This is a genomic window from Ruegeria sp. CH5 (assembly GCF_056537025.1).
Genome location: NZ_JBQFQT010000003.1, coordinates 323,870 through 350,508, shown reverse-complemented (window position 1 = coordinate 350,508; position 26,639 = coordinate 323,870). Strand labels below are relative to the sequence as shown.

General features: G+C 61.8%; 25 protein-coding genes and 1 pseudogene. 10 read left to right on the top strand and 16 right to left on the bottom strand.

Translation table 11 applies throughout. The features are described from left to right. Positions 1–44: 44 nt before the first annotated feature. The 5 genes from ACR0JC_RS12065 to ACR0JC_RS12045 form a co-directional block, all read right to left on the bottom strand. Positions 45–248 carry a DUF1127 domain-containing protein gene (locus tag ACR0JC_RS12065; protein WP_093964173.1) on the bottom strand — a complete coding sequence of 68 codons (204 nt, stop codon included), beginning with the start codon at positions 246–248 and terminating at the stop codon, positions 45–47. Positions 249–298: 50 nt separating this feature from the next. Continuing rightward, positions 299–526, bottom strand: a complete 228-nt coding sequence (locus tag ACR0JC_RS12060; protein WP_170342063.1) for a DUF1127 domain-containing protein — start codon at positions 524–526, stop codon at positions 299–301. Positions 527–647: 121 nt separating this feature from the next. Beyond that, complete coding sequence (locus ACR0JC_RS12055) at positions 648–1,721, bottom strand: hypothetical protein (protein ID WP_170342061.1); 1,074 nt, start codon at positions 1,719–1,721, stop codon at positions 648–650. Positions 1,722–1,812: 91 nt separating this feature from the next. Next, positions 1,813–2,130 carry a DUF3775 domain-containing protein gene (locus ACR0JC_RS12050; RefSeq protein ID WP_093964170.1) on the bottom strand — a complete coding sequence of 106 codons (318 nt, stop codon included), beginning with the start codon at positions 2,128–2,130 and terminating at the stop codon, positions 1,813–1,815. An 87-nt stretch (positions 2,131–2,217) separates the two neighbouring features. Then, positions 2,218–2,988 carry a DUF1365 domain-containing protein gene (locus ACR0JC_RS12045; RefSeq protein WP_170342059.1) on the bottom strand — a complete coding sequence of 257 codons (771 nt, stop codon included), beginning with the start codon at positions 2,986–2,988 and terminating at the stop codon, positions 2,218–2,220. Positions 2,989–3,138: 150 nt separating this feature from the next. Here ACR0JC_RS12045 and ACR0JC_RS12040 point away from each other — a divergent pair, with 150 nt between their 5' ends. From ACR0JC_RS12040 to ACR0JC_RS12030, 3 genes are read left to right on the top strand one after another with little or no spacing between them, the layout of a single operon-like run. Continuing rightward, on the top strand, positions 3,139–3,795 hold the full coding sequence (locus ACR0JC_RS12040; protein WP_174822095.1) for a sigma-70 family RNA polymerase sigma factor: 657 nt from the start codon (positions 3,139–3,141) through the stop codon (positions 3,793–3,795). A 10-nt stretch (positions 3,796–3,805) separates the two neighbouring features. Further along, complete coding sequence (locus tag ACR0JC_RS12035) at positions 3,806–4,456, top strand: ChrR family anti-sigma-E factor (protein ID WP_170342057.1); 651 nt, start codon at positions 3,806–3,808, stop codon at positions 4,454–4,456. 56 nt (positions 4,457–4,512) lie between these two features. After that, positions 4,513–4,917, top strand: a complete 405-nt coding sequence (locus tag ACR0JC_RS12030; RefSeq protein ID WP_170342055.1) for a hypothetical protein — start codon at positions 4,513–4,515, stop codon at positions 4,915–4,917. A gap of 3 nt (positions 4,918–4,920) precedes the next feature. Here the strand turns inward: ACR0JC_RS12030 and ACR0JC_RS12025 are convergent, their stop codons facing one another. The 6 genes from ACR0JC_RS12025 to ACR0JC_RS12000 all read right to left on the bottom strand — a co-directional run bounded on the left by ACR0JC_RS12025 (position 4,921) and on the right by ACR0JC_RS12000 (position 12,250). After that, complete coding sequence (locus ACR0JC_RS12025) at positions 4,921–6,159, bottom strand: DNA recombination protein RmuC (RefSeq protein WP_170342053.1); 1,239 nt, start codon at positions 6,157–6,159, stop codon at positions 4,921–4,923. Positions 6,160–6,216: 57 nt separating this feature from the next. After that, a complete protein-coding gene (mutL, locus tag ACR0JC_RS12020) occupies positions 6,217–8,073 on the bottom strand; it encodes a DNA mismatch repair endonuclease MutL (protein ID WP_480763951.1) in 1,857 nt (618 codons plus the stop codon). A gap of 282 nt (positions 8,074–8,355) precedes the next feature. After that, on the bottom strand, positions 8,356–9,285 hold the full coding sequence (locus ACR0JC_RS12015; RefSeq protein ID WP_170342049.1) for a metal ABC transporter permease: 930 nt from the start codon (positions 9,283–9,285) through the stop codon (positions 8,356–8,358). Beyond that, positions 9,282–10,487 carry a metal ABC transporter permease gene (locus ACR0JC_RS12010; RefSeq protein WP_170342047.1) on the bottom strand — a complete coding sequence of 402 codons (1,206 nt, stop codon included), beginning with the start codon at positions 10,485–10,487 and terminating at the stop codon, positions 9,282–9,284. Before ACR0JC_RS12010 ends, ACR0JC_RS12015 begins: the two co-directional genes overlap by 4 nt. Positions 10,488–10,490: 3 nt before the next feature. Further along, entirely contained in the window at positions 10,491–11,294 is an 804-nt protein-coding gene (locus tag ACR0JC_RS12005) for a metal ABC transporter ATP-binding protein (RefSeq protein ID WP_170342045.1), read from the bottom strand. Between the two features lie 2 nt (positions 11,295–11,296). Further along, entirely contained in the window at positions 11,297–12,250 is a 954-nt protein-coding gene (locus ACR0JC_RS12000; protein WP_170342043.1) for a metal ABC transporter solute-binding protein, Zn/Mn family, read from the bottom strand. Between the two features lie 197 nt (positions 12,251–12,447). Here ACR0JC_RS12000 and deoC point away from each other — a divergent pair, with 197 nt between their 5' ends. Genes deoC through ACR0JC_RS11985 form a run of 3 tightly spaced genes read left to right on the top strand, consistent with a single transcriptional unit; the run spans position 12,448 to position 16,628 of the window. Continuing rightward, positions 12,448–13,446, top strand: a complete 999-nt coding sequence (gene deoC, locus ACR0JC_RS11995) for a deoxyribose-phosphate aldolase (protein WP_170342041.1) — start codon at positions 12,448–12,450, stop codon at positions 13,444–13,446. An 11-nt stretch (positions 13,447–13,457) separates the two neighbouring features. Next, positions 13,458–15,791, top strand: coding sequence for an aldehyde dehydrogenase family protein (locus ACR0JC_RS11990; protein ID WP_170342039.1), 2,334 nt, complete (start codon positions 13,458–13,460; stop codon positions 15,789–15,791). A 27-nt stretch (positions 15,792–15,818) separates the two neighbouring features. Next, positions 15,819–16,628, top strand: coding sequence for an SDR family oxidoreductase (locus ACR0JC_RS11985; RefSeq protein WP_170342037.1), 810 nt, complete (start codon positions 15,819–15,821; stop codon positions 16,626–16,628). A gap of 69 nt (positions 16,629–16,697) precedes the next feature. On the opposite strand, the gene ACR0JC_RS11980 is transcribed toward ACR0JC_RS11985, so the two are convergent. Then, positions 16,698–19,271 carry an AsmA family protein gene (locus tag ACR0JC_RS11980; protein ID WP_170342035.1) on the bottom strand — a complete coding sequence of 858 codons (2,574 nt, stop codon included), beginning with the start codon at positions 19,269–19,271 and terminating at the stop codon, positions 16,698–16,700. 314 nt (positions 19,272–19,585) lie between these two features. On the opposite strand from ACR0JC_RS11980, the gene ACR0JC_RS11975 reads away from it, so the two are divergent. The 4 genes from ACR0JC_RS11975 to ACR0JC_RS11960 all read left to right on the top strand — a co-directional run bounded on the left by ACR0JC_RS11975 (position 19,586) and on the right by ACR0JC_RS11960 (position 23,164). Continuing rightward, positions 19,586–19,855, top strand: coding sequence for a potassium channel family protein (locus tag ACR0JC_RS11975; RefSeq protein ID WP_254920200.1), 270 nt, complete (start codon positions 19,586–19,588; stop codon positions 19,853–19,855). A gap of 162 nt (positions 19,856–20,017) precedes the next feature. After that, on the top strand, positions 20,018–21,097 hold the full coding sequence (locus tag ACR0JC_RS11970) for an AI-2E family transporter (RefSeq protein WP_170342033.1): 1,080 nt from the start codon (positions 20,018–20,020) through the stop codon (positions 21,095–21,097). After that, positions 21,094–22,158 carry an HlyD family secretion protein gene (locus ACR0JC_RS11965; RefSeq protein ID WP_170342031.1) on the top strand — a complete coding sequence of 355 codons (1,065 nt, stop codon included), beginning with the start codon at positions 21,094–21,096 and terminating at the stop codon, positions 22,156–22,158. The genes ACR0JC_RS11970 and ACR0JC_RS11965 overlap by 4 nt, the downstream gene beginning before the upstream one ends. After that, on the top strand, positions 22,148–23,164 hold the full coding sequence (locus ACR0JC_RS11960) for a DUF2955 domain-containing protein (RefSeq protein ID WP_170342029.1): 1,017 nt from the start codon (positions 22,148–22,150) through the stop codon (positions 23,162–23,164). The genes ACR0JC_RS11965 and ACR0JC_RS11960 overlap by 11 nt, the downstream gene beginning before the upstream one ends. A gap of 42 nt (positions 23,165–23,206) precedes the next feature. On the opposite strand, the gene ACR0JC_RS11955 is transcribed toward ACR0JC_RS11960, so the two are convergent. The 4 genes and pseudogenes from ACR0JC_RS11955 to ACR0JC_RS11940 form a co-directional block, all read right to left on the bottom strand. After that, a complete protein-coding gene (locus ACR0JC_RS11955) occupies positions 23,207–23,350 on the bottom strand; it encodes a hypothetical protein (protein WP_244952302.1) in 144 nt (47 codons plus the stop codon). Positions 23,351–23,356: 6 nt separating this feature from the next. After that, a pseudogene (locus ACR0JC_RS11950) lies at positions 23,357–23,671 on the bottom strand (cupin domain-containing protein); the annotation flags it as partial. Between the two features lie 252 nt (positions 23,672–23,923). Continuing rightward, positions 23,924–25,234 (bottom strand): M16 family metallopeptidase, encoded by a 1,311-nt coding sequence (locus ACR0JC_RS11945; protein WP_170342026.1) that lies wholly within the window; start codon positions 25,232–25,234, stop codon positions 23,924–23,926. Continuing rightward, entirely contained in the window at positions 25,231–26,571 is a 1,341-nt protein-coding gene (locus ACR0JC_RS11940; protein WP_480763950.1) for a M16 family metallopeptidase, read from the bottom strand. Before ACR0JC_RS11940 ends, ACR0JC_RS11945 begins: the two co-directional genes overlap by 4 nt. Positions 26,572–26,639: the final 68 nt, after the last annotated feature.

The following is a 26,639-nucleotide window of genomic DNA, read 5'->3' as shown; positions in this document are numbered from 1 at the left end:
TTTTTACTGGTGTTTTCACCAACCGTTGGATCGGCGCCTGTGATTCAGATGTAGCGCTCGATCGTTTCCTCAAGATCGCTGCGGTTGATGCCAAGCTCGGATAGCTGCCGGTCATCCAGACCACTCAGATGTTGCGCTGCGCGTACGATGTCATCCTTGACCGCCCGGATGCGCATGGCGCGGTCGAACAGAAGCAGCGCGCTGGCGGATGGGCAGGGTTGTTGAGTCGGTTGCATTGTGTCGAGCATCGGCTGTTTCCTCCCTGTTTGGCCGGTGTCCTGGTGGGGCGCGGCACCGGTTACTGCGTCAACGCGGCGCGCTGATAGACGCTCTGATAGGCCGTTTGGGGAATGTCTGAGCGGCTGATGCCGATATCGTGGAGCTGCTGGTCGCTCAGGCGTTCGAGGTCACGGACCGTCTTCGCAAAGATCTGCTTCCGAAACCGTTCGGTCTTGGCCTCGGCGTATTTTGCAAAAAGGTCATGAAACAGGCTGTGGTTCGACTGTGTGGTTTGTGCGGTTGCCATTGGTTTGTCCTCCTGAAATCCGAACTGCATCGCAGTACTGTCATCAGATAAAAGGACGCCGCATTAACGGTTCCGGACCAACGGATTAAGCTTTGTTAACCTAACGTAAGGGTGGGCGGGGTCACTGACCGGATGGCAGGGCCACCCGGATGGCGAAGGCGGTGGCGGGGTCGATCTGCGGGTCAGCCAGAAGCGCCCGCAGCGCAGGGGCAAGCGTATCATCCCCCCAATCGCGCGTGGCCAGGGCGATCTGCCCGGCCGTGCTTTGGTCGCGCGCTATCTCACCGACAAAGATATCCAGGATCTTCCCGCGGTGTTCCGGCATCGCATCGCCGCCGTCGATCAGCGCCGCGATGATCGCCTGCCGATCCTGTGGGGTAAGCGGGCTGGCGGTCAGAGCCTCCTGGATCGTATTCAGGGCTTGGTCGCCGTCGATTTCGATACCGGCAAGCGCCCATTCGCGCAGGTTGAACCCTCCGGTGGCGACCGCCTTTGGATAGACCGCGCGCACCGCCTCTGCCGCGGCCGGATCAGATTGCAGGCCCAGCAGCCGGATCGTTGCCGGGGCATAGGCTACGCGATTCAGGCTCCGCAAATCGCGCAGAAGATCCGGGGTTGCAGCAGCGTCGCGCAGGCCGCGCACAGACGCATAGGGTGCCCGGTGGAGTTCGATGAGAGCGGTGTTCCGCAACAACCGGTCTCCGGAATTCAGATAGGCCGCAAAAAACGCGGCGCGCTCGGCGGATCGGGATCCGTCCAACCGCCAGCCTTGGCCTTGCGCCTGTACCTCGGCAACAAAATCGGCCCGCTGCGGCGTCATCAGAAATCCCTTGGTCCAGGACTGATCAAAGGCGCGCCCGGCCTTGTCTCGGCGGCCTGGGCCATAGATCATCAGGACCACCCGGTCAGGATCGGCCCGCAGAGCATTCCGCGTGCTGCTGTCCACCAGAAACGGTATCTGGGGGAGGTCCGCAACCTCGTCCCAACTGCCTTTCAGCAACCCGACGGGTGCATAGCGGAACGGGTCGTCGGGCGCGGGCGCGGCCAGAACGATGACCGAAGCAGACAACAACCGGTCGGCCAGAGAGTTTTCGGGAAGTGCCAGACAAACGGTGCAGGCCAGCGCCGGACGCTGCGGCCACGCCGGAACGGACATAAGGGCCAACACCAATATCGTCTTCAACATACGCGGCATCTGGCGCCCCTGCTGTGGACCGGGCGCTGTGCAATACACGGCGCCCTCTGCCCCGGAGCATAGCGCAGAAACACCGTGCGGGCGACCAAGTCTACATCAGGTCGTTCTCGACATCTTCGGCCGAGATGCCCAGCGCGTCCAACCCGTTCTCAAGGTGATCCGACAGATGCGGCGTGCCGATGAGGTAATCGGCACATGGCGTCGAGGCCTCGGCCTTGGCCGTAGCGATCGCCTCGCTGAGGTCGTCCGGGAAAAAGCTTTCACGTCCAATCCACATGATCGCGACCAACTCGGCTTGCTCGTCCTCGTCCATGCGATCGATAAAAGCCCGCAGCTCGCCCTCGGCGCGATCCAGTTCGCGGCCCATCATGGCGACCTGGGCGACTTTGGTTGGCGAGATTTCCAGCATTGGTTTCAACTCCTCTGTCCGCAATTGGAGTCCATCTCAACCATTGCACAGCGCCTGCGTCCTTGATCTTGCGCAAACTGCAGATCGTCACTCGTGCGGGCGCGAGACGGGGTGAGATGGCACCGGTGCGGTGCGGAACGGTCGGAAGGTGGCCTTCTTGACCCACAGTTTCAGCGCCTGCCAGTGGATCAATGCAACCGCCCGCCGCGCGCCAAACGGGCGTCGCAGCAGCGAACGAAGGATCGCGCCATTGGTGAGAGGTTGCCGGATGCCCGTGAGCGTGGCAATCAAACCGCCCCCGTCGCGGCCGTAGTCGATCCAAACCCCGACCCGGTCCGGGCGCAGGTCGAACCGGAAAGTGTAGGTGCCCTCGATCTTTTGAAAGGGCGAGACATGCATGACCTTGGTCGCGCAAATCCGGTCAGAAGGAGCGATCACGTCAAACCCCGGCTTGTGGCAGACATAGCTGTGCCGCGTTCCATGAGTGTTGGTGACCTCGGCCACCACGGCAAACAGTGCGCCTGCGTCATTCAGGCAAAACCAGAAACTGACCGGGTTGAATACGTGGCCCAGCACCCGGGGTTGGGTCAGCAACAGCACCTGCGCGGGTTGGGGGATTTGCATGGCCCGCAGGCTGTCGCGGAGCCACGGGGCACCCCGACCAACACCGGGCTCCCCTCCATGATCGCGGGTCCGCCATCCAGTTAGGTTGGGTTTGTCCACCGAAAACAATGCGGGCGTTTCCGCTGCCTTTTCTGGATCAAGTAGGATGTAGTCGACCGAGTAGCGAAAAGCGTTCTCGATGGCGCCTTTCCGTCCGTGAAAGGTATGGGCCGGAACGAAGTCGATTTCTGGCATGGTCGGACTGATCTTTTCTAGCGGTCAACATTCTGGATCGGCTGGGTTTTTCAGCGAACATCCATGGTCATGATACGAAAAAAACGCGCGACCGGATCAAAAATCTCGGTCAGGCGTGATCCGACTTGGGTGCGGCAGCGTAATACAGTTATGTTTACCGAGATGGACACCGTTGTTCCGAACGATGTCGCGACCGCCCCGGCGGCGCGGCAGGCTGGGCGCGGTACGAAACGAACCAAGGGATCGTCGGTGAACGGTACGAAGAATAATGGCGCGGCAAAATGCGAGTGGGTGTCCCACGTCCAACGCATCCGGCAGTCGCAGGATCAGGCGGCGTTTGCCGAACTGTTCCAGCACTTTGCCCCTCGGGTCAAAGCGTTCCTGATCCGGTCGGGTTCGGACGCGACGTTGGCCGAGGAGTGCGCGCAGGAAGTCATGGCCACGTTGTGGCACAAGGCGCATCTGTTTGATCCGTCACGGGCGACCGTGGCGACATGGGTCTTTACGATCGCGCGGAACAAACGCATCGACGCCATTCGCAAACAGCGGCGTCCTGAACCGGAAGAACTGACATGGGGTCCCGAAGCGGAACCCGAACAGGAAGACGTAATCGCGCTGCAACAGGAAACGGCGCAACTTAAGACGGCCCTGCTGCAATTGCCCGAGGCACAGCGAGAACTGATAGAGAAGGCATATTTTGGTGACCTGAGCCATCGCGAGATCGCCTCGCAGACCGGGCTTCCGTTGGGCACCATCAAATCGAGAATACGGCTGGCGCTGGACCGCTTGCGCCACGCGATGAACTGAGATGATAGAGATGAGCAACGAGATCAAACATCACCTGACGGACGACCTGCTGATGGCCTACGCCTCGGGCACACTGCCCGAAGCGTTCGACCTGATGGTCGCGACCCACCTGTCCCTGTGCGACCATTGTCGCGCCCGCGCCGAGAGTTATGACGCGGTGGGCGGACACATGCTTGAGGACCAGGTCGAAGCCGCGCCTTTGTCCGCGGATGCCCTGTCGTCGACAATGGCTCTGATCGCGCAGGGTGCGCCGACCCCCAAGCCTGCGCGCGCGAAATGCGACGTGCTGCCGGCCCCGTTGCAGGATTACGTCGGCGGTGACGTGAACAGCATCCGCTGGAAGCCGATTGGCATGGGCGTCAAGCAGGCCATTCTGCCAACCTCGCGCGATGCCACGGCACGCCTGTTGTTCATTCCGGCCGGTGCCGCGGTACCGGACCACGGCCACAAGGGCATGGAACTGACCATGGTTTTGCAAGGCGCGTTTTCCGACGAGGTGGATCATTTCGCCCGCGGCGATGTCGAGATTGCAGACGAGGATCTGGAACACACACCAGTGGCCGACATGTCCGAGGACTGCATCTGCTTGGCGGTGACCGACGCTCCGCTGAAGTTCAACAGCCTTATCCCACGATTGGTGCAGCCCTTCCTGCGAATCTGAACGGCCTCTCGCTTGTGCTAGGCTTGCAGCCGGGAATCACCGGGAGGATATTCAGAATGTTGAAACAAGCTCTGGCAGCCCTGTTCATTGCCGTTGTGGCCGTGCCCGCATCGGCCCAAAGGACAGCCGAGGTGGAATTCCAGCCCGGAAATTTTGGCACAATGGTCAACGGCACCATTACGGGTGATGAATATTTCGACTACGTGCTGGGTGCGAAAGGCGGGCAGGAATTGTTTGCCGAACTTCAGGTCAGTGATACCAACGGCAGCGGCGTAGTCTACTTCAACATCCTGCCGCCGGGCAGCGACGGGGTCGCGATCTACAACGGCTCGATCGACGGCAACACAGCCCGGATCACCCTGCCCGAGGATGGAGACTATACCATCCGCGTCTACCTGATGGGCAACGACCGCGACACCGGCAAGACCGTCGGCTACAATCTGGACCTGTCGATCCAGTAGGCCTCAGCCCTCGGACTTGCCCAGCGGCACCACGTTGGCGTGGTCCTCGGGGGCCAGTTCCTCGAAATCGAAATTGTCCAGCCGCTGCGCGCGGCGACCGGCCTTTTCGGCGCTGATCTTGATTTCCGAGATATCCTTGGCCGCTTGTCCAAAGTGACGATCCAAGTTGCCGACCCGTTCTCCGAGGCGTTCCACATCCTTGTGCAGCAGGCCAAGCTCCTTGCGGATCGCGCCCGCCTGTTCGCGCATCCGCGCGTCCTTGAGGATGGCCCGCATCGTGTTCAGCGTGGCCATGCAGGTGGTCGGCGAGACGATCCAGACCCGTTTCGAGAAACTCTCCTGCACCAGTTCGGGAAACTTGGCGTGCAACTCGGCATAGACAGCCTCGGAGGGCAGGAACATCAGCGCCCCGTCGGCGGTTTCACCATCCAGGATGTACTTGGTCGAGATGTCCGTGATGTGCTTGCGCACCGTGCTGCGGAACATCTGCACCGCCGCCTTCAACTCCATGTCATTGCCCGCGCCCACCAGCGCCTCATAGGCCTCAAGCGGGAACTTGCTGTCGATCACGATGGGCCCCGGCGGGTTGGGCAGGCGGATCAGGCAGTCGGCGCGTTTGCCGTTCGACAGGGTCGCCTGCAGCACATAGCTGTCCGAGGGCAGCGCCTTGGACACGATGTCGTTCAACTGGATCTCGCCGAAGGCACCGCGGGTCTGCTTGTTCGACAGGATGTCCTGCAGCGACAGCACGTCGCCCGACAGCTTGGTGATGTTGTCCTGCGCCTTGTCGATGGCGGCTAGACGCTCTTGCAGCTGGGTCAGCGAGGTCGCTGTCTGCTTCGACGACCCATGCAGGGTTTCCTTCATCCGCTCCTGCATTTCGGCCAGCGCGCGGGCGGATTTCATGGCGTTGTCGGCCAGCCGGTCGTTCATGTGCTGCTGCACCGCCGACAGGCGCGACTCGACCGTCTGGATCACCTGCACCTGCGCATTGGCCTGCGTGTCCGAGACATGCTGCAACCCGCCGCGCAATTGCTCCTGCCCCTGCCCCAACTGCTGCACATGCTGGCCCAGATAGGCCAGCTGCTGCGCCAGTGGCTCGGCCATCCGGGCCGAGCGGTTGGCCGCGCGCAGGGCCAGAAACAGCAGAACGAGGATCAGCAGAACCACCCCCGCCCCGATCAGGGCGGCCATCACCATGGGATCTTCCAAAGAATATGGGGTGCCTGCAATCTCGATCATCTCAACCTGCGCGTTCTTGTTTTGTTTCTTCTTTTCTACCGCCGACCGGCGGCCGGATCAACTGCGGCCGAACAACCGTTCGATATCGCTCAGCTTCAGTTCCACATATGTCGGCCGCCCGTGGTTGCACTGGCCGGAATGGGGCGTCGCCTCCATCTCGCGCAGCAGGGCGTTCATCTCTTCGGCGCGCATCCGGCGGCCCGAGCGGACCGAGCCATGACAGGCCACCCGGCTGAGGATCGCCTCGATCCGCGCCTGCACCGTCTGGCTTTCGCCCTGATCGGCCAGCTCGTCCAGAATGTCCAGGATCATCGCCCGCGCGTTGACCTCGCCCAAAATGGCCGGGGTCTCGCGCACCGCCACCGCGCCGCCGCCGAAGGGCTCGATGGTCAGGCCCAGGCGCGACAGGTCGTCGGCCACCGCGAGCAGGCGGGCGCAGTCGCCCTCGGACAGTTCGACGATCTCGGGGATCAGCAGCGCCTGCGCGGCCACGCCGTTCTCGGCCATCTGTGTCTTGAGTTTCTCATAGACCAGCCGTTCATGCGCGGCGTGCTGGTCCACGATCACCATGCCGTCGGCGGTCTGGGCGATGATGTAGTTTTCATGCACCTGCCCGCGCGCGGCCCCCAGGGGTAGGTGCTCGGGCGGGGTCTGGTCGGGCTGCTCGGCTTCGGCCACGGGCTCGACCACGCTGCCGCTGTAGGCATTGGCCAGATCGGCAAAGCCGGGCGCCTGCGCTTGATAGGCCACGGCCCGCGCCGCGGGCAAGGGCCGGTCCATCTGATAGACCCGCGCGGGTATCGCGGGGGCCGGCTCGGGCCGCATCGCACCCAGCGTTGCGTTGGCCACGGTGGTCGAGGCGCGGTGCCCCGCCTCGGCCAGCGCGTGCCGCAGGCTCGAGACGATCAGCCCGCGCGCCACGCCGGGATCGCGAAACCGCACCTCGGATTTCGCGGGGTGCACGTTCACATCCACCAAGGTGGGCTCGCAGTCGATGAACAGCGCCGCCGCCGGGTGCCGGTCACGACTAAGGAAATCGAAATAGGCCGCCCGCAGCGCCCCGGTCAGCATCTTGTCGCGCACCGGTCGGCCGTTGACGAACAGGAATTGCGCCACCGCCGCGCCGCGCGAATAGGTCGGCAGCGCGGCATAGCCATACAGCCGGATCCCCTCGCGGGTGGCGTCGATCTGCAAGGCATTCTCGGCAAACTCGCGCCCCAGAATGCGGGCCAGCCGGGCGTGCAGCGCGTCGAACAGGTCTCCATTCTCACGGTCGGCGCGGAACACCACGCGCCCCTCGCCCCCGCCCGAGACATCGCGCAGGGTGAAGGTGATGGAGGGTTCCGCCATGGCCAGCCGCTTGACCGTGTCCGAGATCGCCTGCGCCTCGGCCCGGTCGGTGCGCATGAATTTCAGTCGCGCGGGCGTGGCATAGAACAGGTCGCGCAGCTCGACCACGGTGCCGGCGCGCAGGGCGGCGGGCTTCACCGGCTCCATCTTGCCGCCAGCCACGCGGATCTGGGCCGCCTCGGTCCCCGGCGCGCGGCTGGTGATGGTCAGACGCCCCACCGCGCCAAGCGAGGGCAGCGCCTCGCCCCGGAACCCGAAGGTGTGGATGTTGAGCAGGTCCGACCCGTCGATCTTGGAGGTCGCGTGGCGCGACAGGGCCAGCGGCAGATCCTCGGGCGCGATGCCGCACCCGTCGTCGGTGACGCGAATCAAGGTTTTGCCGCCGTCGGCGATGTCGATGGCGATCCGGGTCGCGCCTGCGTCGATCGCGTTTTCCACCAGTTCCTTGACGGCGGAAGCGGGGCGTTCGACCACTTCACCGGCCGCGATGCGGTTGATCGCGGCCTCGTCGAGTTGCCGGATTACCGGGCGATTTTCGCTGATATTGGGGTTTGCCTGCGCCATACCGCTAGACCTAGCACAATCGCACACGATTCTGCCACCGGTTTACGCTGCTTTGGTATAGGGGGTCGGATCGCCCGGCCAATCGAGATGCGCAACCCGAATTGGTTGCCAAAAGTTTCACGATTGCCCGGACGATCCGTGGTGAGTGGTGGTCATTAACTGTGTAATGGCGCGGTGTCTAACATGGTGCGTTGGACAAATCTGCTTAAGGTTCGCTTGCCCCGTTTGGTGGGCAAAGTTTGGCCGATCACCGACCGGAGCGGGTGGCGGGAACACGCCGGGTCAGCCCGGACCCGGCGCCGCAGCGCGCATCCGGCAGGGGCCAAACACGGCCGCGACAGCCAGAATCAGGCCGGACATTGTGGCGATCATCCCGGCCGCACTGACGGCGTCCGATCCGCCCAACCACAGCGGGCCATACCCAGCAAGAATATAGCCGGACACGGCGGACAGGATGGCGAAGACAACACTCCAGGCAATCTGGGTCTCAAGCCGGTCGGTCATCATCCGGGCGGCGGCCGGCGGGCAGATGAACATTGCGATCACGATGATCGAGCCGACGGCATCAAACGCGGCTACGGCCGCAATCGCCGCCGCAATCACCAGCGCCATTCCCAGCGCCCCGGTTCGAATTCCGATCGTCCGGGCAAAGCCTTCGTCGAATGTCGAGATCTTGAGCGGCCGCCAGAACAGCCAGACGAACAGGCTGACACCCACCAGGGTCAGGGCGATCCGAGCAAGCTCGGGCGGCAGGCCGGCCAGCGCAACCGGATCCAGCAGCGAGGACCAGCCGGTCGCGTCGAGCCAGATCAGGCTTTCCAGGCTGCCATAGAGTGCGTGCTCGACATCCAGATGAACGCTCGAGGTGTCGGTCTGTTCCAACAGCAGCACCCCTCCAGCAAACATAGTGGTGAATACGACGCCCATTGCGGCGCCCGGTTCTATCTGGCCCAACCTCCGGATGGTCTCGATCAGCACAACGGCGACAACCGCCGCGCCGGCGGCGCCCAGCATCATCGGCCAGGTCGAGATCGCGCCGGTGACGAGAAAGGCCACGACGATTCCGGGCAGAACCACATGACTGATTGCGTCGCCGATCAGTGCCTGTTTGCGGAGTACAAGGAAGTTTCCGGGCAATGCGCAGGCGATGGCTGCAAAGGTTCCGATCAGCAGCGGCGTCAAGGACAGGGGAACAAACTCTTCACCGCTCATGGGCGAACCTCCCGTGGTCCGCCGATGCGGCGGTCAATGTCGTCGATCTGGTCCCGGGTCAGAACGGTTTCGATGTCGCGTAACCCGTCATACAGGGCAGCGGCTGCCTCGTGCGCATTGTCGGCGCGTACGATTTCCCAGCGTTTCTCGTCGCGCAGCGCCTTGGCCGCCTGCGCTCTGCCCGCATCCGTAGCCACCCCGTCGGGCCGGGCCAGTCCAGCCCGACGCAGCAGGCGCAAAGTGTAGGACTCATAGATGTTCTGGCCTTGCGCAAGCGCCAGCAACCCCTGACGGATGTGAACCCGCCGCTGGAACCGCAGATGCCGCACGATCGCGGCCAACACGCCGCGCACCGGAGCAAGAAACAGAGATACAACAAAGAAGCCAAAGCTGAACAGGACGATGATCGGTCCGGTCGGCAAGTTGGGCGCTGAGGCGGACACCGCCGCACCCAGATAGCCCGACAACCCGCCGATGACCCCAGACAACAGCACCACATGGTCGGACCGGTCCGACCAGAACCGCGCCGTGACCGCGGGTATGATCAGCAAAGCCACGATCAGGATCAATCCGACGATCTTAAGCCCGACAACCGTGACCGCCATGACAAGCCCCATCATCGCAAGGTCGATGCGATGCACGGGCAGCCCCAAGGCGGCCGCATATTCGGAATCGAACGCCACCATCATCATGGGGCGGCGGATGATCAACACAAGCAGCAGCGTTGCAGCGCCGCCGATCGCGATGATCAGAGCGTCAGACCACAGCATCCCGGCCGTCGAGCCCAGCAAGAACCCCTCAAGCCCGGCCTGTCGGCCCACCCCCATGGTCTGGATGATTGTCAGCAGAACGATACCGAAGCCGAAGAAGACCGACAGGACCGCCCCGATCGCCGCGTCTTCGGCCAGACGGGTGCGGCGGATCAGCCAGTTCATGCACAACAGACCCACGGCGGCCGAAATCGCGGAGCCGGACAGCAGTCCGATCAGGTTTCGCCCGGTTCCGCCCAGCGCCACCAAAACCATAAAGGCGATGCAGACGCCCGGGAGGGTCGCATGGCTGATGGCGTCACTGACCAGCGCCCGCTTGCGCAGAAACAGGAAGGTGCCTGTCACGCCAGCCGAAAACCCAAGCAGCGTGGCCCCGATGGCAACCAAGGTGGCGTTGTACCCCAATTGCAGGGTCAGTGCGTCCCACAGCATGTGTCAGCCCGCAGTGCCCGAGATCTGGTTGATCTGGGCGGTGGCAAGCCGCCCCCCGTACGCGGCCTGAAGAGTTTCGGCGGTAAAGGCCTGCTCCACCGGGCCCTCAGCGACCTTGCGGGTATTGATCAGGAACACGTGGTCGAAATAATCCGTGACCGTGGCAAGGTCATGGTGGACCACGACCACCGTCTTGCCGCCTTCCTTCAGGGATTTGAGGACCGAGATGATGGCTTTTTCGGTGGCGGCATCGACCCCGGCAAACGGTTCATCCAGCAGGTACAGATCGGCATCCTGAGCAAGTGCGCGCGCCAGGAACACCCGTTGCTGCTGACCACCCGAAAGCTGGCCGATCTGGCGGTCCGCAAACTCGTGCATCCCGACCCGATGCAGACACTCCATCGCGTGGGCCATGTGTCGCATCCGGGCCCGGCCCAGCAAGCCCAGTTCCCGTGACAGGCCCATCAGGACCACGTCGATGACACGCGTCGGGAAATCCCAATCAACGCTGGCGCGCTGCGGCACATAGGCGATTCGGGCCCGCTGCCGGTCCAACGCCTTGCCGAACACCAGCACCTGTCCCGACAGCGGCTTGACGATACCCAGCGCCGCCTTCAGCAGCGTCGATTTGCCAGCGCCGTTCGGTCCGATGATGGCCGTCATGGCTCCGGGTTGCACCGTCATGTCTACCGAGAAAATGGCCGGTTTCTGACCGTAGGATACTGTCATCCCCCGGATCACGAGCGGGCTGTCCTGCACCGTCAGGTCCCCGTTTGATGACGATTTGCCAGCCGCAAGCTCCAACATGGTCAGAGCCCCGCCGACAGCTTGCCGGACATGCCGCGTTCGGGCACATCCGCACCCAAGCCCCGTGCAATGACCGTGATGTTGTGATCCAGCATCCCGATATAGGTGCCCTCATAGGTGCCCGGCTCGCCCATGGCGTCCGAATACAACTCACCCCCGACCGAGACGGTATGACCCTTCGCCGCCGCCCCCTCGATCAATGCCCGCATCGACCGATCCGAGACCGAGCTTTCAACGAAGACGGCGGTCAGATTGCGCTCGACCAAAGTGTTGACCAATTCTCCGATCCGGTTCAGCCCCGCCTCGGACTGGGTCGAGATACCCTGTATCCCCAACACTTCGAACCCGAATTCCTCGCCGAAATAGGCAAAGGCGTCATGGGCAGTGACCAGCACCCGGTTGTCTTCGGGTACCTGGGTCAGCACCTTTTTCCCATAAGCGTCCAACTGGTCAATTCCAGCCAGAAAACGCTGGGCGTTGGCGGCGAAATAAGCGGCGGAGTCTGGCCGCACGTCGGTCAGCGCCTTTTGCACCTCGACGACGACATCCTTCCACAAGACCGGGCTCATCCACACATGTGGATCATATTTGTCGGCATAGTCGGCATGCGCACGCAGTTTCTGCTTGTCGATGGCATCCGCCACGGCAACGACTTTGCGTTTGCGCCCGAGGTCGTGGAAGAAGTCTTCCATCTGCGCCTCAAGATACAAGCCGTGCCACAAGACCAGGTCGGCCCTTGTCGCGGCAACGATATCGCTGCGTGTCTGGCGATAGCCGTGCGGGTCGACACCGGGACCCATCAGCCCTTTGACCTCGACCTGATCACCGCCGACCTGCTGCACGGCGTCCGCAATCATTCCGGTCGTCGCCACGACCTTCAGCGGCGCCTCGGCCCACGCCGCCAAGGGCAGCGCGGCACCAAGAGCAAGGGCAAAAAGAAAACTGCGGCGAATCATATGTGACCTCGTTCCGAGTACCAGTTGAGAATGAATATGCGAACCATTCGCAACTAAGTCAACCGCGTTGCGAATTACTCGCAAGAAAAAGCCGAATTTGTCCATTTGGTCAAAAAAATGGCCGAAGGCGCCCGGTTTGCCTTTCCTTTGGCCGTTTCCCGTGCGATTTTGGCGCAAACCTCCCAAAGGACGTGACAATGGATACGCAGAGCTCAGAAAGCCCCGTGCGCACCGCGCATCTGCCGCAAGTGACCGAGCCCCGAAACCCTGGCATGGATCTGGACCTCGACTGGGTGCGCGCCGTGCAGGCCAACACCTCGGCCATCGAGCGCCGGGCCGCGACCCTGCCCGGGCGCCGGTCGGTCAAGAAAGAGCATCAGGCCGCCTGGCTGCTGAAGGCGATCACCATGATCGACCTGACCACCCTGTCCGGCGATGACACCGAGGGCCGCGTGCGCCGCCTGTGCGCCAAGGCCCGGCAGCCGGTGTCCCCCGCCCTGCTGAGGGCGCTGGACATGCCGCCGATCACCACCGGCGCAGTCTGTGTCTATCACGACATGATCGAAACGGCGGTGGATGCGCTGACAGGCACCGGCATTCCGGTCGCGGCCGTGTCCACCGGCTTTCCGGCGGGCCTGTCGCCCTTTCACCTGCGCGTGGCCGAGATCGAGGAGAGCGTGAAGGCCGGGGCCGAGGAGATCGACATCGTGATCTCGCGCCGCCATGTGCTGCAGGGCAACTGGCAGGCGCTGTATGACGAAATGAAGGCGTTTCGTGCGGCCTGCGGCGAGGCGCATGTAAAGGCCATTCTGGCCACCGGCGAACTGGGCAGCCTGCGCAACGTGGCGCGCGCCTCGCTGGTCTGCATGATGGCCGGGGCGGATTTCATCAAGACCTCGACCGGCAAGGAAAGCGTCAACGCCACCCTGCCCGTGTCGCTGGTGATGATCCGCGCGATCCGTGACTACTATGACCGCACCGGCTATCGCGTGGGCTACAAGCCCGCCGGCGGGATTTCCAAGGCCAAGGACGCACTGGTCTACCTGTCGCTGATCAAGGACGAGCTGGGCGACCGCTGGCTGCAACCCGACCTGTTCCGGTTCGGCGCGTCGTCGCTGCTGGGCGATATCGAGCGGCAGTTGGAACATTTCGTCACCGGGGCATACTCGGCCGGCTACCGGCACCCGATGGGCTGAGGACAGGAACAATGACAGTCAAAGAGATTTTCGAGACCATGGAATACGGACCCGCCCCGGAAAGTGCCGCCGAGGCCCTGGCATGGCTGGTCGATCAGGGCGACAAGTTCGGCCATTTCATCGGCGGCGCCTTCACCAAGCCCGGCAAAGGGTTTGAAAGCCGCAATCCGGCCACGGGCGAGGTTCTGGCCAAGCTGACCCAGGCCACCCAGGCCGATGTGGACGCCGCCGTGGCCGCGGCCCGCAAGGCGCAACCCAAATGGGAAAAGCTGGGCGGCCCGGCCCGCGCCCGGTACCTCTATGCCATCGCGCGGCTGATCCAGAAGCATGCCCGCCTGTTCGCGGTGCTGGAAACGCTGGACAACGGCAAGCCGATCCGGGAATCGCGCGACATCGACATTCCTCTGGTGCAGCGGCATTTCTACTATCACGCGGGTATGGCCCAGCTGATGGAAACCGAGCTGCCCGACGCACAGGCGCTGGGGGTCTGCGGCCAGATCATCCCGTGGAACTTCCCACTGCTGATGCTGGCGTGGAAGGTGGCCCCGGCGCTGGCCATGGGCAACACGGTGGTGTTGAAGCCTGCCGAATACACTTCGCTGACGGCGCTGCTGTTTGCGGATATTTGCATGCAGGCCGGACTGCCCAAGGGCGTGGTCAACATCGTCACCGGCGACGGCGCGGTGGGCGAGATGATCGTGAAGGCAGACGTGGACAAGATCGCCTTTACCGGTTCGACGATCGTGGGGCGCCGCATCCGCGAGGCCACCGCCGGGTCGGGCAAGTCCCTGACGCTCGAGCTGGGCGGCAAGTCGCCCTATATCGTCTTTGACGACGCCGACATCGACAGCGCCATCGAGGGGCTGGTCGATGCGATCTGGTTCAATCAGGGGCAGGTCTGCTGCGCGGGCTCGCGACTGCTGGTGCAGGAGGGCATCGCCGAGCGTTTCTATACCAAGCTGCGCGCCCGCATGGACACGCTGCGCATCGGCAACCCTCTGGACAAGTGCATCGACGTGGGCGCCGTGGTGGACCCGGTGCAGCTGCAGACCATCAAGTCGATGGTCGAGGGCAACGCGGTGGGCCAGGTTTACCAGCCCGCCTGTGAGTTGCCCGCCAACGGCTGCTACTACCCGCCGACGCTGATCACCGGACTCGAGACCTCGGACCCGCTGATGCAGGAGGAGATATTCGGCCCGGTTCTGGTCTCGTCGACCTTCCGTACCCCGGCCGAGGCGGTCCAGCTGGCCAACAACACCCGCTACGGGCTGGCCGCAACGGTCTGGACCGAGAACGTCAACCTTGCGCTGGACATCGCGCCCAAGCTGGTCGCGGGCGTGGTCTGGGTCAATGCTACCAACCTGTTCGACGCGGCCGCGGGCTTTGGGGGCGTGCGCGAAAGCGGCTTTGGCCGGGAAGGTGGCTGGGAAGGGCTGAGCGCCTATACCAAGCCCAAGGGCAAAGCCAAGCCGGTGGCCAAGATCGAACCTATAGTGGGCGAAGGCGGCCCGGTCGATCCGGTCGACCGCACGGCCAAGCTCTATGTCGGCGGCAAGCAGGCCCGGCCTGATGGCGGCTATTCCCGCGCGGTCTGGGGCAAGGCGGGGCTGCTGGGCCATGTGGGTCTGGCCAACCGCAAGGATGTGCGCAACGCGGTCGAGGCCGCAGCAGGCGCTACGAGCTGGTCGAGAACCACCGGCCATCTGCGGGCGCAGATCCTGTATTACATCGGCGAGAACCTCTCAGCCCGCGCCGACGAGTTCGCGCATCGCATCGACGCGATGACCGGCCGCAAGGACGGCGCGAAAGAGGTAGATGCCGCAATCCAGCGCCTGTTCACCGCAGCCGCCTGGGCCGACAAGTATGACGGCCAGGTGCATGGCGTTCCGATCCGGGGCGTGGCGATTGCCATGAAGGAACCGGTGGGCGTGATCGGCGCGCTTTGTGCCGACGAGGCGCCGCTGCTGGGTCTGGTCTCGGCCATGGCCCCGGCGATCGCGATGGGCAACCGGGTGGTTCTGGTGGCGTCCGAGCCCTATCCGCTGGCGGCCACCGATTTCTATCAGGTGCTGGACACCTCGGACGTGCCTGCAGGCGTGGTCAATATCCTGACGGGCAGCCATGAGGAGTTGGCCAAACCGCTGGCCTCGCATCTGAACGTGGATGCGGTGTGGTCCTTCTCGTCGTCGGACCTGTCAGCGCAGATCGAGGTCGTCTCGGCCGGGAACCTGAAACGGACCTGGGTCAATAACGCGACGGCATTCGATTGGGGCATGGACCACACCCGCCGCTTCCTGCAGGCTGCGACCGAGATCAAGAACATCTGGGTGCCCTACGGCGAGTAGGGCCCCTTCCAAAGCGGGAGGCTCTACATGGACTTTGCAGGAAAGACGGTCGTCGTCATCGGCGGGACCAGCGGTATCAATCGGGGCATCGCCGAGGCCTTCGCGGCCTCGGGCGCGAAACTGGCCGTGGCCAGCCGCTCGCAGGAGAAGGTGGACGACACCATCGCCGCGCTGAAGGCAGCCGGCGCGGCCGAGGTCATCGGCGCGGCCTTCGACGTGCGTGATGCCGAGGCAGTCGCGGCAGGGCTGCAACAATTCCACGCTGCGCTCGGTGATTTCGACGTGCTGGTTTCGGGGGCGGCGGGCAACTTTCCCGCGCTGATGGCGGAAATGTCGGTCAACGCCTTCCGCACCGTGGTCGAGATCGACCTGATGGGCACCGTGCATGTTCTGAAAGGCGCCTATCCCTATCTGAAACGGCCCGGCGGCAACATCATCAACATTTCGGCCCCGCAATCCTATCTGCCCTACGAGGGCCAGGCCCATGTCTGCGCGGCCAAGGCGGGGGTCGATCAGATCACCCGCACCCTGTCGATGGAATGGGGCGTGGAAGGCATACGGGTGAACTCGGTCGTGCCGGGTTTCATCGAAGGCACCGAAGGCGCCAAGCGTCTGGCCCCCACCCCCGACGCGGGCGAGCAGCTGCGCCGAGACGTGCCGCTGGGCCGCTGGGGCACCCCGAAAGACGTGGCCAACGCCTGTCTGTTTCTGGCCTCGGACATGGCCAGCTATATCAGCGGTACGGTTCTCGCCGTGGACGGGGCGCTGTATCAGCGCGGCTCGGGTCAGTTCGGCCAGATGATGGGGCAGATGCTGCGCAGCATGAAAAAGGGGTGATCCGCGTCCGACAGGCTTGGCCGGCCTTGCCGAACACAGGCAGGGCCGTGGCCGATTGGCAAACCGCCCCTACTGCAACTGCAGGATATCCGGGATGCAGAGCTTTCTTTGTGCCGGCATCTGGTCTGCACCATCCGACCGCTTCAGCCTTTTCGGACCATCCTTGACTTTGACCTTGGGCTCAGCGAGCGCTCCCCTCAGTGTCACTGGCCACGGGCTGCGCGCAAGTGGCTCGCCAATCTTTCTTGGCTGGATGTTAAGGTCCAACACCTTGTCCGTCAGGTCGACAGCGCCAAAGACAACGACCTGAACATGATCTGTTTCCAGCGTCGTCTGTTTCGTCTCGATTTTTCCGTTGGAAATGCTGATCGGCGCGCGCAGGCACACGATTGGCGCCACTTTCTGTTTTTCCTTGGTAAATACCCACGGAAGAATACCCAGCCCGGCCAGATCCAGAAGCTGGGTTTCGATCGAACCGTCGCGCATTGAAACCGTGGCATTGCCACTCATGCTGCCGACGAATTGCTTGACGGTATCCGTGCCCCCCGTAACCGAGAAATCTGCGTACACCGTGCCGCTGGCGCCTTTCTTGAAGTTCAGGTTTTGCAGAAGGTCATCCAACTGCCATCCGCCCGCCTTTCCGGTCAGGGTCAGCAGATGCGCTTCATTCGAAAGATCCATTTGCCCGCTGACGTCGAAATGACCACCTCCGTATTCAAACTTCAGAGGTCCGGCCCGCAGCTCGTTTTCGTCCAGAGTCAGTTCGCTCTGCAGGCTGCTGATTCCCTTTGCACCCTCAATGTGACGCAGGTGTATGTCGACATCTACATTCACACCCGACAGCAAAATGGCCCTCCCGATGGGTTTGAGGGTCACATCCCTCAACGGACCTGTGTCACCGTCGTCTTTCTCGGCATCTTCCTGCTCAGGCGGTGAACCACCTATCTTGCGCAGTTGGGCGGCCGCCTGAACGATGGTTCTGATTTGATCGATTTTTATCAGATCGCTCTCGATCGACCCCTGCAGCACGGGATCGCTTGTTGCATCATCAAGATCCGCCGCGATTTTCAAGACCGACTCGGAAACCTCGACATTGGCTTTGGCATTCCAATCGGTGCCTTCACTTACCAGGTCGATTTCAAGATGGGCCCGACCGGTGTCCACCGGCTCCAGCGACAAGGCCTTCAGAAGGTCCGCGCCCGACGGAACATCCACGTCGATCGCCAGATCCAGATTCTCGAACTTGAGGACATTTTCTACGGACCCGTGCACCTCCAGGCTCCAGACCTCGGTTTCGCTTGTCTGACCATCCAGATTGGTCAAAGCAAGCTGTTCGATGTTTCCGTTCAAATGAAAGTTTCCCGAAAACCTGCCCAGCTGGTCATCGGGGCCCAACAGTTCGGGCGAGATCAGACTGCTTGCCGGAATATCAATCAAACCCTCGGCGGATACGCCCTGCAACTGCAACGCATCCTCGACCGAACCGGTCAGAATGATAAACGGATCGGCGGGGTTTCCGATCCTCAAATTGATGTTGCCCACGCTCAGGGCACCTTCGGGCGTTCTGGCAAGCTCGGAGAATTTGATCGGCGGCGGGCCCTCACCAGAGGTGTCCAGCGTGAAACCGTTCGTCTTGATGACCATCTGCCGTTGCGGGACCTGTCCCGGGACACTGTCGATGACCATATCCACGGCAATAAGCTTGAGGTCATACCGCGAGGCAGCCGGAGCCGGCTCGGCATCCTCAGGATACAGGCGAATGCGGGTCGTCAGAGAAACATCTTCCGGATTGCCCAATTTCCCGATTTGTCCGGTGACGGAAAGGCTTTGGCCACCATCCAGCTCGGCCAGAACAGACAGGTCATCAACCCGTGCGACGCCGTCTGCCAGTTTGAATGTTGCACCAACACTGCCCGAACCCTCCAACACGCGGTTGAGTTTCAAGACATCGAGCAGTTGACCCAACTGATCGACCTCGAGGGTCGCCTTGACCTGAAGGCCGGTCTCCACAGGAATCTGTTGGGCTTCGACCGAAATCTGATCAAAGTTCAATGCCACTTGGAACGGGTCCTGGGGCGGGAACGTGCCCTTCAAGTCAAAACTCTGACCGTTGAGCGACCCCGTTCCGACCGCCGAGGCAACATCGGTTTCGGCATCGCGCTGCAAAACCAGTTCTGGAAGCTGCAAGTCCAGTCCAATGCCGTTCAGGTCGTTCTGATAGAGTACGGTGACATCCTTGAGGTCGATCGTGCGATCCGTCAGGATACCGGCCAAAGGTTGGGTCGGGCGTTCCGAAGTCTTGTCGGTTTCGGCCCCGGTGCGCGAAAAGGACTGCCAGTTGGTCACGCCTTCTTCGTCTGTGATCAGGTTCAGACGAACCCCAGACACTGAAAGACTGCTCACCGACAGCTTGCTGTTCCACAGGTCCCGTGCAGATACGTCGAACTCGATCTGATCAATCGCTGCCAGATCCGCCTTGGGTGTGGCGGGCAATACCAGTCCAGCTGCTGATACCTGCAACTGACGACCAAGGCCCAAACGCACCTCATCCTCAATCAAGACCTGCTGACCCAGCTTCCTTGAGATCAGGTTCTCAACGAAACTGGTCCGCACCGACGAGAACAAAGCGGAAGACAGAAACAACCAAGCCGCGGCAAAAACCACAAGCGCGACCGCGCAACAGATCAAGACACCTTTGACAATTATTCGCACGTTATCCCTCAGCGTCCCGATTCAGCATGTGATTACCCTAGAGCATTTATCCATCATGTTAATGGAATACATGTTTCGCGCGCCTTCTGAGGCCACGAGATTGCCGTTGCCCGGGCCAACTCACCCTTTGGATTCACACAATCATCCAATTACTGCTATACGTGAATTCTTTTGCGAATGAGGGCATGATGAATTCACTGACCAGAATAACGCGTGGGATAGGCGTCGCTTTCAAGGACGGCAGAGTGAAAGGCATACTCGCCTTCACCGTCGGAATGATCCTTTGGGCGTCAGTGTTCTACCATTTTGTCGAGGGGTGGAGCTGGTTGGACTCCGTCTATTTTTCCGTAGTGACGATCTCGACAGTGGGTTTTGGCGACTTTTCTCCTGAAACCGCTGCGGGCAAGATCTTTACGATGGCGTACATAATCGTGGGTCTGGGTATCTTCGTCACCGCCGCTACGACCGTGGCCGACACGATCCTGTCCCAAGACGACGAGACCCCGCAAAAATAGGCTCTGGCAAGGTGAACTACGGCGTGCTTTGCGCCCCGGGATCCGCTTGCATTTCGGGGCTGAGTCAAACACCGCACTGCCGGGCATCCCCTAAAAGCTCAAAAAATATACATATTTACTTTTTTGAGTGTAACATACGGAAAAACATACCAGGGGGATGGAATGGAAAAGACTCAGGACGCAAAGATTGTCGACCTTGCGATAAGGTTGCTGTTTCTCGGGCTGTTTCTCTACAGCGCCTTGGTCATGGTCGCCCCGCTTGCAAGCGTGGTCATCTGGGCCACAATTCTTTGCGTTGCGCTTTATCCGGCCTTCGATTGGCTTCAGTCCAAGCTGGGAGGACGGAAGAAGCTGGCAACGACGATCCTGGTTTTGCTGGGTCTGGTTCTCACATTGGGGCCGGTCGCAACGGCGGTATCTGGGGCCGCGGAACTGGGGTCCGAGTTTGCCGAGCAAGCTGACAAGGGCGAGTTGAAGATACCTCCGGCGCCGGAAGGCCTGAAGGATCTGCCTCTGGTCGGTGCCAAGCTTGCCGATGCCTGGGGCATGTTCGAACGGAACCTGGATGGTGCGCTTGCAAAATACGGCCCGCAAATCCTCGAGATCACCAAATCGCTCTTTGGCAAAGTTCTGGGGATCGGAATCGGGCTTCTCGGCCTTGCGCTGTCGGTGGTGATCATGGGCGCCCTGTTCAGCCCCGGACCGGATCTGGTGCAGGGCCTTCAGCGCTTTGCCAACCGCGTCTTTGCGCCACGCGGCGGCGAATTCGTCACTCTGGCTGGGGCCACGATCCGGAACGTCACCAAGGGAGTAATCGGGGTTGCCGCCATTCAGGCCGTCGTTGTCTGGGTCCTGTTGGCGCTGTTCGGGATATCCTCGGCCGCGACGCTGGCGTTCATCTGCCTGATACTCTCGATCATCCAGATCGGCCCCGGCCTCGTCCTTCTGCCGCTGGTCATCTATGCATGGAGTTCCATGTCCGGCGGTGCGGCGCTGATCTTCACCGTTCTGGCCATTCCCGTCAGCATAATGGACAGCTTCCTGCGGCCGGTTTTCATTTCAAAAGGCCTGGAGACCCCGATGCTCGTGATCCTCATCGGGGTTCTGGGCGGGATGATGGCCTATGGCCTGATCGGCATCTTCATGGGGCCGGTCTTGTTCGCCGTCTTCTACGAGTTGTTCAAGGTCTGGATCGACGCCTCACCAGCGACGGATGACACCGCCGAGGGAGCCGCAAAATGAGGAAGACGATCTGGACGACACTGGCCGTCATTCTCATCTTCCTTATCTGGTATCTGGTTGCTGATCGAAAGACACCGTTCACCGGGAATGCGCGGGTAAAAGCCGTGGCGACCCAAATCGTTCCGCAGGTCACGGGAACCGTGATCGAAGTATTGGTGGAAAACGGACAGATCGTTTCGGCCGGCGATCTGCTGGTTCGGATCGACCCGAGACCCTACGAGATTGATCGCGACAGAGCCCAGGCCGACCTTGAGGCGGCCACTCAGGAGGTCGGCGCATCCTCGGCCGAGGTAAGTGCGGCGCAAGCCAAGTTGGCCCGCGCGCAGAGCGATCTGGATACGATGCGCATTCAGACGGAACGAGTCTTCGCGCTCGAGAAGAAAGGGCTGATTTCCATCTCGAAAGCCGACGATGCCCGAGGCCAGCTGGCCGAGTCCGAGGCGAACTATGAAAACGCCAAAGCAGATCTGGAGAAGGCCAAGCAAAGGCTTGGGGACGAAGGGAATGAGAATCCCAAAATCCAACGTGCCTTGGCGGCTTTGGCCGATGCCGAGCTCAATCTGGAATGGACCGAACTGCGCGCGCCGGCTACGGGCGTCATATCCAACTTGTTGATTGCACCCGGCACATACGCCCGGTCCGGCCAGGATCTGCTGACGTTTCTTGATGCGACGGACGTGTGGATCGAGGCGTATTTCACCGAGAACAATCTGGGGCGCGCCACCGTCGGGTCTCCGGTGGATGTCGTGCTGGATATGCACCCCGGTCAGATCATCCCGGGCAAAATCGAAAGCTTCAGCGCGGCGGTCTCGCTGAGTGGCGGCGACACACCCGGACAATTGGCAAGCCCGCCGAGCGCCAAAGGGTTTCTGCGCGAACCTGAACGGTTTCCCGTGCGCATCATACTGCCGGGCTACGAGGCCGGAAGCGCGGAAGACGACCTCAGGTTTCAGTTGAACGGTCAGGCGGATGTCATCATGTACCTCAGCGACAACGGGATACTGAACGCGGTCGGTCGGACATACATTCGTTTGGTTTCGATCTTTTCTTATGCGTACTGAGGACAGACACGCCGTTTACAGACTTGCACTGGGTGTGACCGCCGTCTTTTCCCTGGGGCTTTTCCTTGGGTGGCCATTGGCGGTTGTCGGCGCGGTGTTCACCGCGCTCTTCCTTCAGGCACCTACCGCATTACCGCTGGCCGCGTTTGCGAAACTGTTCATCTTCTCGATTGCGTTGATGTTCGTTTCTTTCCTGCTTTCATCGGTTTTCGCGCCCTATCCGGTCGTGTTTCTGATACTGGTGGCGATCGGGATAATCCTGTCCTTCATATGGTCCGTGTCTGGTGCCGGTGTCCTGCCGGGCGTCATCGCCCTGATGGGGGCGCTGATGATCCCCAACCTCGTTCTGCAATCTTCGGATCTGGCGCTGGTGCTTGTATTCTGGATCCCGCTGAACCTGTTGTTTGCCGGTTTCGTATCGACGCTGATGTTCACGCTTATTCCGGCCGCCCCCCAGAACGCCACGCAGGCCAAAGACGCATCCGCCGCTGATTTTGACAAGCATCGGCGCATCGTCAGAATGTCGCTTGTCACGGTTCCTTTCGCCCTGGCATTCTTTGTGTCTGGGGCGTCTGCCCTGCTGGTTCTGTTCTTTGTGGCCCTTCTCAGCCAGCAGCTCGCTGCGATGCCTGCCGCCGGCAAAGCCGTGGCCAAGGCGATGCTGACGGCAAACCTGCTCGGCGCAGCAGCGTCCATCATCTGCTACGAAGTCAACGTCATCGCGCCGGTCATTCTCACGCCGATCCTGCTGTGCTTTTTCGCTTGCGTGACGCTGGGCGCGCTCGGCAAATCCCAGATCCCGCTGGCCGCCGCCGCCGGATCGGCCCTGACGACGGTCCTGATTGTCTACGGCGGGTCGATTTCACCGTTTTCGGACGAGGCCGATGTCAAAAGCATCACTCGCGTTCTGCAAGTCGCAAGCGCAGCCCTGTTCGTCATCATAGCCTACGTGGTCGTGGATGAGTTCTGGCCGGAAAAGAAACGCGAAAACCCGGTGAATGCTTGACGCAGCCGCCAACTTTGGCGCCCGCGGTAAATTGGAACGACGTCAAAGCTGCAGGGGCGGCCCCAGAAACTCGATCTGCCATTTCTCGGAGAATGCGTTCAGCACGTCCCGGTCGGGAACTCCGTCTGCCATGATGTCTCCCAGCCCGTTGAAAAAGGCGACCGTGTCGAAGGATGGCAGTATCATGACCAGTTGCCGCGCCGGCCCGTCGGAAAGGTTCCGAAACGCATGCGCGGCGCCCCCGGGGATCGTTACGACGTCCCCTGTTTCTGCAACAAAGCGCCTACCATCGCACTCATAGAGATACTGCCCGTCCAAAACGCGAAAGATTTCAGTTTGTGGGTGACGGTGCAGAGGCGGGCCAAACCCCGGTTCATTTATTGTCTCTATGACCGATATATTCTCGTCGGTGGTGTCGTGCGGTATCCGGACAAACAACTGCAGTCCAATCGCCGGGACGTGGATGGGAGGGTCGGTCAACTTCGAATGCCAGAACTGATAGGGCATCAATGACCCCTCCTTCCTTACCCGCGAAAATAGTTCCGCTTCATGATGACATCTGTCCATCAAATGAAACAAGCCAGTCGGCGGAATCGCATGACCGCGAACACCGTAGAGGTTTCGTGGAACGGGCGCCGGAAACGTGGACGATCCAGAGGTTGCACACGCTTCCGGATCACGGGGTCCCGGGGCGAGCGGCGCTGAATGACCGCTCGTCGGGAATTCTGCAAAAGGCCTGCCGACTGCCGGCCCTTCGCGTCAGTTCGTGGTCTCAAGCCCCTCGGGTTTGCCTACAACCACGAAATGCAGCCCGTCCGGGTCCAGCAGCTCGGCCGCGACGCGGTTCACCTCGTCCAGCGTCACCGCGTTCACCTTGTCGTTTCGGGTCGCGATGTAGTCGATCGGCAGATCTTCCATCTGCATGCCCACCATGATGCCCGCGATCTGGGCATTGCCGTCAAAGCGCAACGGATAGGCACCGGTCAGATAGGTCTTGGCGTCGTCCAACTCTTTCTGGGTTACACCTTCGGTCGCGGCGCGCCGCCATTCGTCGCCAATTACCTCGATAGCCTGCGCGATCCGGTCATTGGCCGAGGATACCGACCCCAGATAGACCGAGGCCAGATCCTTGGGCACCAGATAGGTCCCGACGCCATAGGTCAGGCCGCGTTTTTCGCGCACTTCCTGCATCAGGCGGCTTTCAAAGCCGCCGCCGCCGATGATGTGGTTCAGGATGTAGGCCGCAAAGAAATCCGGATCGTCGCGGTCGATGCCCTTCTGGCCGAACAGCGCCACCGATTGCGGCGTGTCGAACTCGACCACGGTGACGCCGCCGGGGATCGTTACCTCGGCATTCCCGGGAATCGGTTTGCCCGTTTCGGGCAGGTCCGACAACAGATTGTCCAGCAACGCGCCCAACTCTTCGGGTGTGATGTCGCCCACCGCGCCCACATACAGACGGTCCTTGGCGAAGACGCCTTTGTAGGCGTCGATGATGTCGTCCCGGGTCAGGGCCGATACGCTGTCGATCGAGCCTTTGCCGTTGGATCCATACGGATGATCGCCATAGGCCATTTTGGCGAATGCCTCACCCGCGATGTCATTGGGGTCGGTCTGTTCCGAGCGCAGCCCGGACAGGACCTGCGCCCGAACCCTGTCGATCGCGTCCTGATCAAAGCGCGGCTGCTGGATGGTGGTGCGCAGCAGGTCAACGGCGTCGTCCCGGTTTTCAGTCAGGAACTGGGCCGAGATCGCAACACTGTCATCAGTGGCCCTGTATCCGATCGACGCGGCCAGAGATTCCAGCGCTCGCGCATAGGTGCGGGAATCCATGTCGCCCGCGCCTTCTTCGAGGAGGCCGCTCATCAGATAGACCGCGCCGCGTTTGTCGGGATCGTCCAGTGACGTGCCCCCGCGGAACCGCAGTTCCAGCGCAGTGAACGGGATCGAGTGATCCTCGACCAGCCAGGCCCGGATGCCGCCGGGCGAGGTGACCTCCTGAATCTTGATCTCGGCCCAGGCAGGCAGCGCGATCAGCAGGGCGATCAAGGGGGCAAGGAAACGGATCATTGGGTCACCTCGTCATCACGCATCAGCCAGCCGGTGACCGACGCTTCGGGCTGAAGCACCTCGCGCGCGGCGGCGATGATTTCGTCGCCGGTGACGGCCTGCAGGATGTCGGGCCAGGCCTGCACGTCCTCGACCGTCAGGCCGCTGGTCAGCGCCCGACCATAGCGGTTGCCGATTCCATCGACATTGTCTCGGGCGTAGACCTGTGCGGCGCGCAGCTGCATCTTGATCCGGTCCAGATCTTCCGGGTTGACGCCTTCGGCGATGAAATCGGCCACCGCCTGATCCATCGCATCCTCGGCCTCTTGCAGCGACACGCCTTCAGCCGGAACAACGATCAGGTCAAAGGTCGTGTCATCCAGCGACACCCCACGATAAAACGCCCCGGCATATACAGCCAGTTGCTGCTCAAGCTGCAGTTTCTCGTTCAGGTAGGACGTGGTGCTGCCGCCCAGAAGCTCGGCCAGCAGGAACAACGCCGCAGCCTTTTCCTGCGCACCGGCATCACGCTCGGGCGCGAGGTAGCTGCGCTGAACATATGGTTGCGACACCCGCGCATCCTTGAAGGTCAGACGTCGCTCGGCGGTCTGAGGCGGTTCCTGCGATCGGACCCGTTCAGGCAGGTCCGGGTTGGCGGGGATCACGCCATAATACGTATCGGCCAAGGCTTTGACCTCGTCCGGGTCCACATCGCCGGTCACCACGAGGATCGCATTGTTGGGCGCGTAATAGGTCTGGTAGAAGGACAGGGCGTCCTCCATGTCCAATGTCTCCATCTCGTGCTTCCAGCCGATCACCGGAACGCCGTAGCGGTGGTTGAGATACTGCGCCGCGCTCATCTGTTCGCCGTACAGGGCACGGGGGTTGTTCTCGGTACGCTGGTTGCGTTCCTCCAGGATCACGTCGCGCTCGGTGGCAATGTCGCTCTCGGTCAGCCGGATGTTGCGCATCCGGTCGGCCTCCATCTTCATCATCAACTCCAGCCGGTCGGCCGCGACACGCTGGAAATAGGCCGTGTAGTCATACGACGTGAAAGCGTTGTCGTTGCCCCCATTGGCAGCAACGGTGGCCGAAAGCTCACCCGCCTCCATCGTATCGGTGGCCTTGAACAGAAGATGTTCGAGGAAATGCGCCACACCTGACGACCCGATCGGCTCGTCCGCCGATCCGGCCCGATACCAGACCATATGCTGAACCACGGGCGCGCGGTGATCTTCGACCACGACGACATCCATGCCGTTGTCCAGGGTAAAGGTGGTGACGGCCTCGTGCCCGGTTTCGGCCAAAACCGGGGTTGCGGTCATCAAAGCGGCGCAAAACGCCAAGGCCCGAGCCATAGGGCATCCTCCGTTTCGTTACGGTGTTCAAACTACGGTGACGCCGAACGGGTTCAAGAGCGATGACG

Bases quoted from the DNA above. Each gene is read 5' to 3' on its own strand.
- ACR0JC_RS12065 (WP_093964173.1), bottom strand. From the start codon at position 248: ATGCTCGACACAATGCAACCGACTCAACAACCCTGCCCATCCGCCAGC.
- ACR0JC_RS12060 (WP_170342063.1), bottom strand. From the start codon at position 526: ATGGCAACCGCACAAACCACACAGTCGAACCACAGCCTGTTTCATGAC.
- ACR0JC_RS12055 (WP_170342061.1), bottom strand. From the start codon at position 1,721: ATGCCGCGTATGTTGAAGACGATATTGGTGTTGGCCCTTATGTCCGTT.
- ACR0JC_RS12050 (WP_093964170.1), bottom strand. From the start codon at position 2,130: ATGCTGGAAATCTCGCCAACCAAAGTCGCCCAGGTCGCCATGATGGGC.
- ACR0JC_RS12045 (WP_170342059.1), bottom strand. From the start codon at position 2,988: ATGCCAGAAATCGACTTCGTTCCGGCCCATACCTTTCACGGACGGAAA.
- ACR0JC_RS12040 (WP_174822095.1), top strand. From the start codon at position 3,139: ATGTTTACCGAGATGGACACCGTTGTTCCGAACGATGTCGCGACCGCC.
- ACR0JC_RS12035 (WP_170342057.1), top strand. From the start codon at position 3,806: ATGAGCAACGAGATCAAACATCACCTGACGGACGACCTGCTGATGGCC.
- ACR0JC_RS12030 (WP_170342055.1), top strand. From the start codon at position 4,513: ATGTTGAAACAAGCTCTGGCAGCCCTGTTCATTGCCGTTGTGGCCGTG.
- ACR0JC_RS12025 (WP_170342053.1), bottom strand. From the start codon at position 6,159: ATGATCGAGATTGCAGGCACCCCATATTCTTTGGAAGATCCCATGGTG.
- mutL (WP_480763951.1), bottom strand. From the start codon at position 8,073: ATGGCGCAGGCAAACCCCAATATCAGCGAAAATCGCCCGGTAATCCGG.
- ACR0JC_RS12015 (WP_170342049.1), bottom strand. From the start codon at position 9,285: ATGAGCGGTGAAGAGTTTGTTCCCCTGTCCTTGACGCCGCTGCTGATC.
- ACR0JC_RS12010 (WP_170342047.1), bottom strand. From the start codon at position 10,487: ATGCTGTGGGACGCACTGACCCTGCAATTGGGGTACAACGCCACCTTG.
- ACR0JC_RS12005 (WP_170342045.1), bottom strand. From the start codon at position 11,294: ATGTTGGAGCTTGCGGCTGGCAAATCGTCATCAAACGGGGACCTGACG.
- ACR0JC_RS12000 (WP_170342043.1), bottom strand. From the start codon at position 12,250: ATGATTCGCCGCAGTTTTCTTTTTGCCCTTGCTCTTGGTGCCGCGCTG.
- deoC (WP_170342041.1), top strand. From the start codon at position 12,448: ATGGATACGCAGAGCTCAGAAAGCCCCGTGCGCACCGCGCATCTGCCG.
- ACR0JC_RS11990 (WP_170342039.1), top strand. From the start codon at position 13,458: ATGACAGTCAAAGAGATTTTCGAGACCATGGAATACGGACCCGCCCCG.
- ACR0JC_RS11985 (WP_170342037.1), top strand. From the start codon at position 15,819: ATGGACTTTGCAGGAAAGACGGTCGTCGTCATCGGCGGGACCAGCGGT.
- ACR0JC_RS11970 (WP_170342033.1), top strand. From the start codon at position 20,018: ATGGAAAAGACTCAGGACGCAAAGATTGTCGACCTTGCGATAAGGTTG.
- ACR0JC_RS11965 (WP_170342031.1), top strand. From the start codon at position 21,094: ATGAGGAAGACGATCTGGACGACACTGGCCGTCATTCTCATCTTCCTT.
- ACR0JC_RS11960 (WP_170342029.1), top strand. From the start codon at position 22,148: ATGCGTACTGAGGACAGACACGCCGTTTACAGACTTGCACTGGGTGTG.
- ACR0JC_RS11955 (WP_244952302.1), bottom strand. From the start codon at position 23,350: ATGATACTGCCATCCTTCGACACGGTCGCCTTTTTCAACGGGCTGGGA.
- ACR0JC_RS11945 (WP_170342026.1), bottom strand. From the start codon at position 25,234: ATGATCCGTTTCCTTGCCCCCTTGATCGCCCTGCTGATCGCGCTGCCT.
- ACR0JC_RS11940 (WP_480763950.1), bottom strand. From the start codon at position 26,571: ATGGCTCGGGCCTTGGCGTTTTGCGCCGCTTTGATGACCGCAACCCCG.